Annotated in this window: 13 protein-coding genes; 2 read left to right on the forward strand and 11 right to left on the reverse strand. The window is 63.5% G+C overall.

Annotation, left to right across the window (positions count from 1 at the left end):
• Both ACILRA_RS11640 and ACILRA_RS11645 read left to right on the forward strand, forming a co-directional pair.
• The coding region (locus ACILRA_RS11640) for a hypothetical protein (protein WP_395662267.1) at positions 1 to 202 on the forward strand (202 nt) is incomplete at its 5' end.
• Between the two features lie 14 nt (positions 203 to 216).
• Complete coding sequence (locus ACILRA_RS11645) at positions 217 to 2,052, forward strand: hydantoinase B/oxoprolinase family protein (RefSeq protein ID WP_395662268.1); 1,836 nt, start codon at positions 217 to 219, stop codon at positions 2,050 to 2,052.
• 142 nt (positions 2,053 to 2,194) lie between these two features.
• Here ACILRA_RS11645 and ACILRA_RS11650 read toward each other — a convergent pair whose 3' ends face one another.
• The 11 genes from ACILRA_RS11650 to ACILRA_RS11700 form a co-directional block, all read right to left on the reverse strand.
• Positions 2,195 to 3,154, reverse strand: a complete 960-nt coding sequence (locus ACILRA_RS11650; RefSeq protein WP_395662269.1) for a CobW family GTP-binding protein — start codon at positions 3,152 to 3,154, stop codon at positions 2,195 to 2,197.
• Positions 3,151 to 3,444 carry a hypothetical protein gene (locus ACILRA_RS11655; RefSeq protein ID WP_395662270.1) on the reverse strand — a complete coding sequence of 98 codons (294 nt, stop codon included), beginning with the start codon at positions 3,442 to 3,444 and terminating at the stop codon, positions 3,151 to 3,153. The genes ACILRA_RS11650 and ACILRA_RS11655 overlap by 4 nt, the downstream gene beginning before the upstream one ends.
• Before the next feature lie 66 nt (positions 3,445 to 3,510).
• Positions 3,511 to 4,413 carry a polysaccharide deacetylase gene (locus tag ACILRA_RS11660; RefSeq protein WP_395662271.1) on the reverse strand — a complete coding sequence of 301 codons (903 nt, stop codon included), beginning with the start codon at positions 4,411 to 4,413 and terminating at the stop codon, positions 3,511 to 3,513.
• A gap of 54 nt (positions 4,414 to 4,467) precedes the next feature.
• Positions 4,468 to 5,655, reverse strand: coding sequence for a hypothetical protein (locus ACILRA_RS11665; protein WP_395662272.1), 1,188 nt, complete (start codon positions 5,653 to 5,655; stop codon positions 4,468 to 4,470).
• Positions 5,652 to 7,004, reverse strand: coding sequence for an amidase (locus tag ACILRA_RS11670; RefSeq protein WP_395662273.1), 1,353 nt, complete (start codon positions 7,002 to 7,004; stop codon positions 5,652 to 5,654). The genes ACILRA_RS11665 and ACILRA_RS11670 overlap by 4 nt, the downstream gene beginning before the upstream one ends.
• A 10-nt stretch (positions 7,005 to 7,014) precedes the next feature.
• Entirely contained in the window at positions 7,015 to 8,118 is a 1,104-nt protein-coding gene (locus tag ACILRA_RS11675) for an ABC transporter ATP-binding protein (protein WP_395662274.1), read from the reverse strand.
• A 69-nt stretch (positions 8,119 to 8,187) separates the two neighbouring features.
• A complete protein-coding gene (locus tag ACILRA_RS11680; RefSeq protein ID WP_395662275.1) occupies positions 8,188 to 9,414 on the reverse strand; it encodes a PotD/PotF family extracellular solute-binding protein in 1,227 nt (408 codons plus the stop codon).
• A gap of 41 nt (positions 9,415 to 9,455) precedes the next feature.
• Complete coding sequence (locus ACILRA_RS11685; RefSeq protein WP_395662276.1) at positions 9,456 to 10,208, reverse strand: SDR family NAD(P)-dependent oxidoreductase; 753 nt, start codon at positions 10,206 to 10,208, stop codon at positions 9,456 to 9,458.
• The gene (locus tag ACILRA_RS11690; protein ID WP_395662277.1) at positions 10,205 to 10,927 is read right to left on the reverse strand and encodes an SDR family NAD(P)-dependent oxidoreductase; all 723 of its coding nucleotides are present in this window, start codon (positions 10,925 to 10,927) and stop codon (positions 10,205 to 10,207) included. The genes ACILRA_RS11685 and ACILRA_RS11690 overlap by 4 nt, the downstream gene beginning before the upstream one ends.
• A complete protein-coding gene (locus ACILRA_RS11695; protein WP_395662278.1) occupies positions 10,924 to 11,775 on the reverse strand; it encodes an ABC transporter permease in 852 nt (283 codons plus the stop codon). Before ACILRA_RS11695 ends, ACILRA_RS11690 begins: the two co-directional genes overlap by 4 nt.
• A gap of 4 nt (positions 11,776 to 11,779) precedes the next feature.
• Positions 11,780 to 12,510 (reverse strand): ABC transporter permease (locus ACILRA_RS11700; RefSeq protein WP_395662279.1); only part of this gene is annotated, 731 nt, incomplete at its 5' end.

Below are 12,510 nucleotides of genomic sequence, written 5' to 3' on the forward strand. Positions count from 1 at the left end.
AGCGAAGCTCTACATAAGGCCCACCGTGTTCGATGACGGGAAGGCCGTGCCCACCCCACGCTTCGACCGCGCCAAACTGCTGGCGGGTGACGTCATCACCGGCCCAGCACTCATCGTGCAGCACAATTCGACCACTCTGGTTCCGCCGTCCTACAGCGCCAAGGTGCTGGGCCACGGCGACATCCACATCGCCAAGCGCTGAGGGAGGACAGGATCATGGCCCGTACCGCCAAAAAGACCGTGAAGAAGCCCGCCAAAAAGCCAGCCGCGCGCAAAGGCAAGGTGAAGCCACTTGACCCCATTTCGCTGCAGGTGATCGGCGGCGCTCTGCACGCCATCGCGGAGCAGATGGGCAACGTGCTCTACCGCATGTCCTATTCCTCGATCATCCGCGAAAGCCAGGACCTGGGCGCCGGTCTCTTCGACACGCGCTACAACACGCTGTGTGAATCGGATTCGACACCGATGCACATCGGCTCGCTTCCGGGCTATCTGCGCGGCATCGAGAAGCGCATCGGCCTGAAGGACTGGAAGCCGGGTGACTGCGTGCTGCACAACCACCCCTATTTCGGCGCCAGCCACTCACCCGACATAGCCGTCGTCATGCCGGTGTTCTTCAAGGGCGAACTCGTCGGCTTTTCCGCCAACACCGCGCACCATGTGGACATTGGTGCCGCCACGCCGGGCCTTATCATCGACGTGCCTGACGTTTTCGCCGAAGGCATGCTGATGAATGCGCTGAAGCTCTATGAGGGCGGCAAGCGCAACGAGAATGTCTGGAACTACATCCGCGACAACACCCGTGTGCCCTCCCTCGTCATGGGCGACCTCGAGGCGCAGATCGCGTCTGCCGAATTGGGCGTCAAGCGGTTCCAGGAACTGCTCGCCACCTATGGCAAGGCCACGGTGCTGCAGGCCACCGAGCAGCTGATGGACTACACCGAGCGCATGCTGCGGCGCGAGATCGCCAAGATCCCCGATGGCGAATACACCGCCGAGGGCTTCATGGACGATGACGGCCGCAACCGCGACAAGACGCTGCCCATCAAGGTCACCGTGCGGGTGAAGGGCGATGGCGTGGAGGTGGACCTGACGGGCTCCGCCGCGCAATCTCCCACCGCCTTCAACGTGCCCTTCGAGGGCTCGACCAAGGTCGCCTGCTTCTTCGCCTTCCGCGCCCTGCTGCTCGACACCTACACGACTTCCGAGCACATTCCGCAGAACGAGGGTTCCTTCCGCCCGGTGAAGGTGATCGCACCCGAAGGCTCGATCTTCAACCCAATCGCCCCCGTGGCGGCAGAAGCCCGCTTCTGCCAGATCCAGCGCGTCGTGGACCTCATCATCAAGGCGCTGGCCCCAGTGGTGCCGGACCGCTGCACGGCCGGTAACTCCGCAACACTCTCGTTTGCTGCCTACTCGGGCGTCAGGCCCAGCGGCGACTACTGGGTGTTCCTCGAGGTGAACGAGGCCGCGATGGGCGGCAGGCCCACGTCAGACGGCCCCGATACGGTTGAAGAACTGATGCGCAACACGCGCAACAACCCGCTCGAAGACCTCGGCATGCACATCCCCCTGATCTGCGACCGCTATGAGTGCCGCAGTGACGTGTTCCCAGGTGCGGGCAAGTTCCGTGGCGGGCAGGGCGTGGTCAAGTCGCAGCGCTTCCTCACGCCGGGCTTCGTGACGCACGAGTCAGACCGCCACAAGGATGCACCCTGGGGCATCTTCGGCGGCAAGCCGGGCTCGGTTGGCAAGTTCGAGATTCACAACAGCGCCAACCCCAAGAAAGTGGCCCAGCACTACGCCAAGTTCTCCGGCCTGCGCGTGGAACCGGGCGACGTCGTCTCCTACTACTCGCCCTCGGGCGGCGGCTACGGCGACCCGCTGGACCGCGATGCGGAGAAGGTGCTGGACGACGTGCTCGACGACTTCATCTCGGCCGAGCACGCCCGCGATGTCTACGGCGTGGTGCTGCGCGCAGCGGATAATGGTTATGCTTGGGCGCTGGACCGCGAAGCGACGGAGAAGAAGCGCGCGTCGATGCGGCGTTGACCAACATCCCCCTCTCCCCCATCGGGGGAGAGGGAGGGGTGAGGGGGTGCGTCCGCGAGACCAGACGTCAGACATCTCACGCGCTGACAGACCCCCTCACCCTGCCCTCTCCCCCTGCGGGGGCGAGGGATGAGTGAACATCCTACCTCTTCCCCGCAAAAAACTGCAGCGAACGCTCCAGCTGGCTCTGCGTGAACCCGCGGCCGATCAGTACGATCATGTTGTCTTCACCCATGTCGTCCTGTTCGGGAAGGATCTCCGGTGTCTGCACCACCTTGCGCACAGCCTGCAGCAACAGCCGGCCAGCCGGCGTGCGCACCACGCCCTTGACGCGTACGATGTCGTCACCGCGCGCATGCAGCAGAGCAGAAAGCCACACGGTGAAGGCCGTCCAGTCGATCGTCTCGTCGAGTTGGAGCCTCACGGGCACGATGGGGGCCTTGGGAGGTTCGCCGCTCAGATCAGCCAACTCCTCCGGAACAACATCCGCGAAGGACGGCAGCGGCACCTCTGCGCCCTTCACTGCGCCACTCAGTTTCGCGCCAGGGTTCAGCCGCGCCAGCGTCGCCAGCAGTCGTGCCACATCATCGGACGATGCCTCATCGACCTTGGTGACGACGATCCTGTCAGCACTCTCGATCTGCCGCCGCCCGAGCGGTTCGCTCTTCAACTGGCTCATCGCATGACGCGCATCGGCGGCCACGATGATCTCGCTCACGACCACATGATAGACAAGGACCGGATCCGACTTGATGGCGCTGACGATGGGGCCAGGGTCCGCCAGCCCGCTGGTTTCAAGCACGATCTCCTGCAGCCGCTCACCCGCATCCGCCCTGCTCCGCGCATCGCTGAGCTGTCGCAGCAGCGCGATCAGTTCATCCCTCGCCACGCAGCACACGCAGCCGCCCGCCAGAACCGAAAGGCCTGAGGCCTTGCCCAGCAGCGCATGGTCCACCGGCGTCTCCGCCGCCTCGTTGACGATGACATGAGCGCCGGCAAAGCGGCCTTCGTGGAGTTGGTGGCGGAGCCACGTGGTCTTGCCGGAGCCGAGGTAACCGCCCAGCACGGTGAGGCGGATGCGGCCTTCTTGCCTGCCGCTCATTCTTCGCCGATGAAGCGCGGGTCAAGCGGGTCCACGGGGCCGCCGCTCACCTTCTCCGCCATGGCCCAGATCTCGTCAAGGTCGCGGAGAATGGTTTGGGCGCCGGACATGGTCGAGACCTGGATGCCGGGAATTTCGCCGCCCTCAAACACCTTCAGACCATAGGAAGGCAGGACCTGCTGCAGCACCTGGGCGCGGCGGAACTTGGCGCGCAGGCGGTCATGCGCGGTAGGAGCGCCGGCTTCCGTCCAGTGGCCGGGAGCGGCCGGATATCCGCAGGCGGAGCACATGGGTCTGCCTCTCCTGAAAAGACGGCAGGCGGCACATGACGTGCCGCCTGCCTTTCGTCAACTGTCTCAGATCACTTCGGGGCGCTTGCCGCCGGCGAAGGGATAGCGCTTGCGGAAGTCCGCCGCGATGTCCTCGAAGGTGGCCCACTCGATGCCTGAGTGCTTCGAGATGTACTCGATCAGTCGCTCGAGCATCAGCAGCACCTGCGGGCGGCCCGCCACGTCCGGGTGAATGGTGAACGCGAAAACGGCATAATCCATCTCGCGGTAAACCCAGTCGAACTGGTCGCGCCAGAGTTCCTCGATGTCGCGTGGGTTCACGAAGCCATGGCTGTTCGGTGCCTTCTTCATGAACATCATGGGCGGCAGGTCGTCGACATACCAGTTGGCGGCGATGTCGACGAGGTCGATCTCCTTGCCGTGCTTCAGCGGGTGCATCCAGTCCTTAGCGGACTTGGAATAGTCAATTGTGTTCCAGCTGTCGCCGACGCGAGCATAGAAGGGCTGGAAGTCGCGGTAGCCCTGGCTGTGGTCATACTGGAAGCCGTGCTTCAGCAGCAGGGCCGCCGTCGAGTTCGACATTTCCCACCACGGCGCCACATAACCACGGGGAGCGGAACCGGTGAGCTTCTTGATGAGGTCCACCGACTTCACAAGAACATCCTCTTCCTGGGTCGGCGTCATGGCGATCGGGTTCTCGTGGAGATAGCCATGGGCGCCGATCTCATGGCCGTCCTTGACGATCATCTCCATTTCCTTCGGGAAGGTCTCAAGCGAATGGCCCGGGATGAAGAAGCTGGTCTTGAGGTCATATTTCTTGAACAGGCGCAGCAGGCGCGGCACGCCCACTTCGGTGGCGAAGATGCCGCGCTGGATGTCCGACGGCGAGTCGCCGCCGCCATAGGACCCGATCCAGCCCGCGACCGAGTCGATGTCCGTGCCGAAGGCACACATGATTTTCTTTGCCATATTCCTTTTCCCTTTCGTGTTGTCATGCCGCTTGCGCGGCCATTCAGTGTCGCATCACCAAGTGGGGGACCACTTCGGGTCCACGAGACCCAGCGGATAGGCGTGGGCATAGTCGAGCGGTGGACGCACCACATATTTGCGGTCAAAGGCGCACCAGTCATAGGCCTGACCGGAACGCACGATATAGGCCCAGTCGGGATGGGCGAAGATCGGCCGGCCGATCGCCACCATGTCTGCCGCGCCTGACTCCAGCGCCGCTTCCGCCCCAGCCCCATCGGCAATGCCACCATTGGTGATCATCGGCAGGCCGGAGGCCTTGCGGATCACCGTCGACATTGGCGTGTCGCTGTTGGGGTCGCGGTTGTCGAGATAATTGAAGCTTGCCCAGTGAAGCGCATCATAGCCCGAATCCTTCAGCGCTGCGCCGACGGCCGCGGCATATTTCACGCCATCGGGCCAGGCGCCGACGAAGTCGTCAACACCATCCTGCGACAGGCGCAGAGTCAGGATCTTGTCCTCGCCAATGGCCTTTCTGACCTTCTCCGCCACCAGCCTGGCGATGCGCACGTTGTTCTCGGGTGAACCGCCGAATTCATCCGTTCGGTGATTGGTCTTCGGATTGATGAACTGCCACAGCAGATAGCCGTTGGCGCCATGGATCTCAACACCGTCGAAGCCCGCCTCGACGGCACGCGCGGCACCTTCGGCGATGCCATCGGCCACGGTATGGATTTCCTCCGCGGTGAGCGCGCGCGCCTGGCCGAATGTCACCTTCGGCCAGGGTCCTTCGATGTTGCGGATCTGCTTCTCGTAGTCATTGTCGGTGTAGAGCGTCCAGCCGGGGCTCTGCGTGGCCGATGCGCTCACCGGCGCCTGGCCGCCAAGCACGCGCGGGTCGCTCACACGGCCGCCGTGCATCAACTGCATGATGATCTTGCAGTCATGCGCGTGGACAGCGTCAGAGACCTTCTTCCAGCCCTTCACATGCTGCGCCGTGACAATGCCGGGCTGGGAAAGATAGGCGCGGCAGCCGAGCCTGTCGTCCTCATAGGTGCCCTCAGTGATAACAAGGCCCAGGCCGCCGCGGGCGCGGCGGGCATAATAGGCCGCCATCTCGTCGGTCGGCGTGCCGTCGGCATCCGCCATCTGGCGCGTCAGCGGCGCCATGGCGATCCGATTCTTGACTGTCTGCCTACCCAGCGTGAACGGAGAGAAGAGACGATTGTAGACTTCGGCCATCATTGCCTCCTGATAAGCTCTTCTGTTCCCAGCCCCACGGCGAGGACATCCGCATCGCGCCCATGCGGCGCGGAAAAGAGGAAGCCCGTCGGCATGCCGCCGGCATCCGTTCCATTGGGGATCGACACGCCGCACCAGTCGAGGAAATTGCCCAGCATGGTGTTGCGCAGCGTCTTCGCATTATTGCGGAAGAACACGTCTTGGTCGGCTTCGAGCGGTGCGATCGGCATTGCCACATGCGGTGTGGTCGGAAAGGCGATGAGCGCATCCCCGATCAGCGCATTGGTCTCGGCGATCATGCGCTTGCGCTCTTCCATGACCACCACGAGGTCCACCGCCGTCATCTTATCCGCCAGCAGGATGCGCTTGACAACGCGCGCGTCCATGCGCTTGGCGTCATCGCCCTTCACGCGGTCCCAATGCACCGCCAGCGCCTCGGCGCCAAGCAGGTGGCCGCGTTTCGCGATGAGGTCGATGATCTGCTGGAACACCGGCATCTTCACGCGCTTCACCTTGGCGCCCGCCTTGATCAGCCGTGCAATCGAGGCCTCGAAATTGACAAGCACCGCCTCCTCCGCACCGTCGAACACGATGTCTGACGGAACGAGAATTTCGAGCCCCTTGGGGCCACGGGCCTTGACCGAGGGTTTCTTCAACCCGCGCAGAACGGCATCAGCCAGCACACAATCCTCGACCGAGTGGGCCAACGGCCCCAGCGTGTCGAGCGTCTTCGACAGGGGAAACACCCCGTCCATCGGGAAATGACCAGTCGAGGATTTGTATCCTACGACACCGTTGAACGATGCTGGAATGCGGATCGACCCGCCCGTGTCGGTGCCGATGGCAATCGGCACGATCCCCGCCGCGACGACAACGCCGCTGGCGGACGAAGACCCGCCGGGCGAGCGGTGCACCGCCTTGTCATTCGGGTTGCGCGGCGTGCCATAATGCGGATTGAGGCCGATGCCGGAATAGGCGAACTCGGTCATGTTGATGCAACCGACGTTCACCAGGCCTGCGGCCTTGCCCGCGGCCACGAGCGCTGCATCGGCCCTGGCGGCAGGGTTGGACTTCAGCACCACAGAGCCTGCGGTGGTCACCCGCCCCTTGAAATCGAACAGGTCCTTCCACGCAACGGGCACGCCATCAAGCAGGCTCGCGGGTGTCCCGGCCTTCAACCGGCGGCGCGCGGCCTTGGCTTCGGTCATGGCACGGTCGCGCAGGAGTTCAGTGAAGATGGCGCGGTCCCCCACGCTCTCGTTCTTCGTGAACACCTCCTCGGCAAGCGTCACGGGATCGAGCGTGCCCTTGCGCAGCTTCCTTGCGAGTTCGGCGGCAGTCGGGCTGGGCATGAATATCAACTCAATGAATGATGACGGTGGCGCCGGTGGCTTTCCAGGCGATCTGCGCCTTGTCGCCTGCGGCGAAGCGCCCGCCATATTTGTCGGCGTGGCCCTCGATGTTAATCTGGTCACCGTTCGGAAGATTTACAACCATTTGAACGATATGGCCGATCTGCTGCAAGCGGCTGATGGCGACGGGGATGACGCAGTTGCCGTAGGCCGCCTCCACATCGGCGCGCGGGGTGAGTGCTGGCAGCACGTCAATCGATTCGGCGGGCAGAACGAGGCTGGACTTCGCACCCACTGCGCCCGTGGTTGACGGCGCCAGCCCGGACAGCGGACCGAAGGCTGTGTCCACCGTTGCAATCGCACCCGACACGCCGTGGACCGTTCCAGGAATCAGCGTGTTGCGGCCGATGAATTGCGCCACGAACAGGCTCTTCGGCCGCGTGTAGAGTTCATAGGGCGGGCTGATCTGTTCGATCTTGCCCTGGTTCATCACCACGATACGGTCTGACAGCGCCAGCGCCTCGGATTGCGCATGTGTGACGAAAACGAAGGTGATGCCGAGGCTGCGCTGCAGAAGCTTCAACTCGTTCTGGATGCTCTTGCGCAGATTGGCGTCGAGCGCGCCCAGCGGCTCGTCGAGAAGCAGGATGTCTGGCTCGACCACAAGCGAACGGGCGAGTGCGATGCGCTGGCGCTGGCCGCCTGAGAGACGGTCCGGGCGCACGTCGGCGATCGCGAGCAGGTCGAGCTTCTCGAGGATGCGGTCCACCTTGCGGTCACGTTCCGCGGCGGGCATGCCCTTGACGTCGAGACCGAAGGCCACGTTCTTGCGCACGCTCATGTGCGGGAACAGCGCATAGTTCTGGAAGATCATCGAGGTTGGGCGCTGCTCGGGCAGAAGATCGTTGATGCGCTTGCCGCGGATGTTGATGTCGCCCGAACTGATCGCCTCGAAACCGGCAATCATGCGCAACGTCGTGGTCTTGCCGCAACCCGACGGTCCGAGGAAGGCGATGAACTCGCCCTTGTCCACATCGAGGTTGAAGTCGATCACGGCGGCGGTGCCGTTATCGTAAACCTTGCCGACATGAGAAAGCTGCAGGTCGTAGGCCACGCGCTGAATAACCTTTGGGGAGGGGGGAGGAACCGGCCGGGGCTTGAGCCCCGGCCGGCGGTCGAAAGATCAGGCAGAGAGGAACTCGTCCCACTTCTGCATGAGATAGTCATACTCGTCGGGCCACTGGTGCCAGTAGGCCACGCTCGCGGCGCGCGTCTCGAGCGAGCCGCCGTCGCGCAGGTCGCCTTCCTTGATGCCGCGGTCGGGAGCGCCAACCCAGGGCTTGCCCTCATACCAGAAGGCATACTTGTCCGCTGGCATGACGTCCTTGATGTTCGTCGTCGGCGAGTAGTAGCCCTGCTCCGAGACGGTGATCGCCGGCGGGCCGGAGAGCCAGTAGTCGGAGTAGGCGACGACGGCGTCGAGGTTCGGCGTGCCGGCGATGGCGGAGTTGCCGATCGTCCAGGCGCGGTAGCCTTCCTTCACCGTGGCGTAGGAGCACTGCACGCCCTGGGCCTTCACGGCCATGACGGCAGGCTGCCAGGCGTCGGCGAGGATCATTTCGCCGGAAGCCAGCAGGTTGACGAGTTCGCCGAAGTCACCCCACAGGGCGCGGAACTGGCCATCCTTCTTCTTCGCGATGAGGAACTTAGAGGCCTCGTCGATGGCGGCCTTGTCCGGGTTGCCCGGGTTCGGCACGTTGAGAAGGCCCAGCGCGTTCATGGCGAGCACGGCCTGGCCAAAGGCAATGAGCGGGTCGACGTTGAGGCCGGTCTTGCCCTTGAACTTCGGGTCGAAGAGCGCGGTCCAGGTCGAGGCTTCCTCGGCCGACACGAGGTCGGGGCGATAGCCGATCGAGTCATAGTTGTAGACGGTCGGAACCATCCACAGCTCGGTCTGGGCCTCGTCCTTCCAGATCTGGCCGACGATCTGTGCCTTCTTGTCCCACTTGTCCGAACCCTTTGTGAAGGTGTCGCGGATGTTGGCCCAGTTCTTGAGAGAGGCCGTCGGGATCGCCTGGATCTTCTCGGTCGCGATCACGGCGGGCAGACGCTCGCCGATCGTTTCCCAGCAGTCATAGGCGGTCGAACCCGAGAGCAATTCCGTCTGCGTGTTGGGGAAGATGTCGGCCTTGCCCGACACCGCCTTGACACCCGACTTTTCCTTGAACTCGTTCAGGATGCGCTCCTGCACCGTCACCGACAGGCCGACCGTGCGGAGTTCCTGTTCGGCGAGGCTGGCGGCGAAGGCCTGCTGGGCGCCCCAGGGCGCCAGCGGCACGCCGGCGGCGACCGAAAGCCCGGCGGCCGTTCCCTGCAGGAAGCGGCGGCGGGAGAGATGATAGTTACGCATTTAGTCTCCTCCTTGTGTTTCAGATACTTAACTTCGTCTCATCAGTACCGGCCGACGAGAAGGCCACCATCAACCACCACCGTTTGCCCCGTCATGTAGCGAGCGGCGTTGGAAGCAAGGAACAGGATCACATCCGCAATGTCCTCGGGCTCGCCGATGCGGCCCATGGGAATGAACTCTCCGGCCTTGTCGGCGTCGGGTCCCAGCGAATGTTCCTTCGAGAGAAGCTGCGCGGTGCGGATGTAACCGGGCGCGATACCGTTGACGCGGATGCCCTCGCGCGCAAGTTCCACGGCAAGGCCGCGCACGAGACCCACCACGCCGGCCTTGGCGGCGGAATAATGCACATGCTCGTCCCAGCCATAGGCAACGCCCATGATGGAGGAGACGGCGATGACCGATCCCTTCTTTGCCGCCTTCATGGCGGGCAAGGCCGGGCGAACCACGCGGAAAATGCCTTTGAGGTCGATGTCGAAGGTATAGTCCCACTTCTCGTCGGTGAGTTGCGGCAGCGGCACTTTGTGCGCGATGCCAGCATTTGCGACGATGGTGTCAATGGCGCCGTGAGCCTTCTCGACCGCCGCCACAACAGCATCGGCCTGCTCGGTGGAGCGCACGTCGAGGCGGTGGAACTCGGCGGAACCGCCCGCCGCCTTGATCTCGGCGACGACGGAGTGGCCTTCCTTTTCGAGGATATCTGTCGCCACCACATGGTTGCCGGCCTTGCCGAAGGCCTTGGCGGTGGAACGGCCGATGCCAATTCCAGCACCGGTGATGAGAACGGTTGAAGTCATTGCATCACGTCTCCGGAATTGGGCCCGAGCGTCTGGCCAACGAAGAGCGAGGCCTCGGGCGAACACAGGAAAGCAACGGTGGCCGCCACCTCATCCGGCTCGCCGAAGCGGCCGAGCGGCAAGCCCGCGGCCTTGGCCTTGCGCCAGTCTTCCGACAGCGACATGACGAGTGGCGTGTTGATGGGGCCCGGCGCCACCGCGTTGACGCGTACGCCATCCGCACTCACCTCGCGCGCCAGCGCCTTGGTCATGCCGATGATTGCCGCCTTGGCGCCCGAATAATGGACGAGGTCCGTTCCGCCGATCTGGCCGAGTTGGGAAGCGATGTTGACGATCACGCCGCTCTTTCGCGCCAGCATGCCAGGCAGAACGGCGCGCATGCAGAGATAGGTGCCGCGCACATGTACCGCGAACATTCGATCGAAATCGGCGGGCTGAAGATCGACGAAGCGCGCCTGGTGCACATGGCCCGCATTGTTGACGAGATGCGTGCAGGCTCCGAAGGCCTTTTCGCAGGCAGCCAGCAGGTTCGCCGCATCGGTCTCCTGCGAGACATCACCGGCAACGGCCAAGGCCTTGCCGCCGATCTCGCGTGCGGCCTGCTCGGCAGCTTCGGGGCGCATGTCGTTGACGACGACATTGTAACCCTCACGCACCAGCCGTCCGGCAACGGCGCGCCCGATGCCGGAGCCAGCACCCGTGACGATCGCATTCCTCATACGATGTCCTCCTGCATCGCCACCTTCTTGGCGCGGCGCACGCTGAGGCCCATCAGGATCGCGTAGACGGCGAGAAGCGCGAAGGAGAACACCGTCGTGAGCACACCGAAGGCGAAGACGTTGGGATGAATCTCGACGGAGAATGTGCCGTAGATCGCCAGCGGCAGCGTCTGGTCACGGCCAGAGGCGAAGAGCGTGCGCGAGAACTCGTCATAGGACAGCGTAAAAGCAAACAGCATGGCCGAGAGCACGCCCGGGAAGATTAGCGGGAACGTCACCTTCCGGAAGGTGCGGGCCGGCGGCACGCCGAGCGACCAAGCCGCCTCCTCCACCGAGGCGTCGAAGCGGTTGAGGATCGCCAGCATGACGAGGAAGGCGAAGGGGAAGGTGTAGACCACATGGGTTACAAATGCCGTGCTCCACCAGTGCCGCTCGATGCCGAGGATGTTGTTGGCGAGCAGCGACACGCCGAGGCCCGTCAGCACGCCCGGCACCATCATGCCCAGCACGATCAGGTAGAAGACGAAGCCCGAGCCCTTGAACTTGCGGCGGAAGGCCTGCGCCGACATGACGCCCAGCACCGTCGAGATGATCATGGTCATGAAGGCAAGGGTGAGAGAACGGAACATCGCCTCGCCCAGCGGCAGGGGCGCGATGCGCGAGGGTGGCACCAGGCCGAAGATGTGGCGGTACCAGTAGGTCGACCACTCGATGATCGGGAACTGCGGCCCGCCTTCCGGCCCCTGCTGGAACGAGAGGATCGCCAGCACGAAGAACGGTCCATAGAGGAACAGGATGAACAGCAGCGTGTAGACGGCAAGGACGGGCTTCAGAACGCGGGCTTCCATGATCTCAGAGCTCCCGCTTAAGGTCGACGATGCGCAGGAAGCCCGCGATCACCAGTCCCATCACGATGGTCAGGATCACGCCCACCACCGAGGCCAGCGCCCACTTGAGCGACCCCACCTGTGTAACTATGATGTTGCCGAGGAGATTCACCTTGCGGCCGGACAGCGCGGCTGCGGTGGCGAACTCACCGAGCACCATCACGCTCACAAAGATGGCGCCCACGACAACGCCCGGAAGGCTCAGCGGAAAAATGATCTTCCAGAAGATGCGGCTGAAGCCTGCGCCTAAGTCCCGCGCGGCCTCGATGATGTTGGGATCGATGCGGCCCAGCATGAAGGCGATGGGCCCCACCATGAACACGACGTAGATCTGCGTCATGCCGATCACCACCGAAAGTTCGGTAAACAGCAGCGCCTCGATCGGCTGAGAGATGATGCCGAATTTCTGCAGAATGATGTTGATGGCGCCTTCCTTGCCCAGCATCGGCCGCCACGCGAGGACGCGGATGAGGAAGGAGGTCCAGAAGGGAATAACGCAGATGACGAGCAGCACGGTCGACAGCGTCTTGTTCTTGACGAACAGGCCCACGAACAGTGCGGTCGGATAACCGATGACGAAGGTCGTCGCCAGCACGATGAGCCAGATGCGGATGGTCGTCCAGAGCGAGGCCAGATAGGTGTCAGAGCCGAAGAAGGTCTTCCAGCTCTGCAATGTCAGCGTGGGCTCGATCTTGA

This window comes from Aestuariivirga sp. (assembly GCF_044239095.1).
Taxonomy (GTDB): domain Bacteria; phylum Pseudomonadota; class Alphaproteobacteria; order Rhizobiales; family Aestuariivirgaceae; genus Aestuariivirga.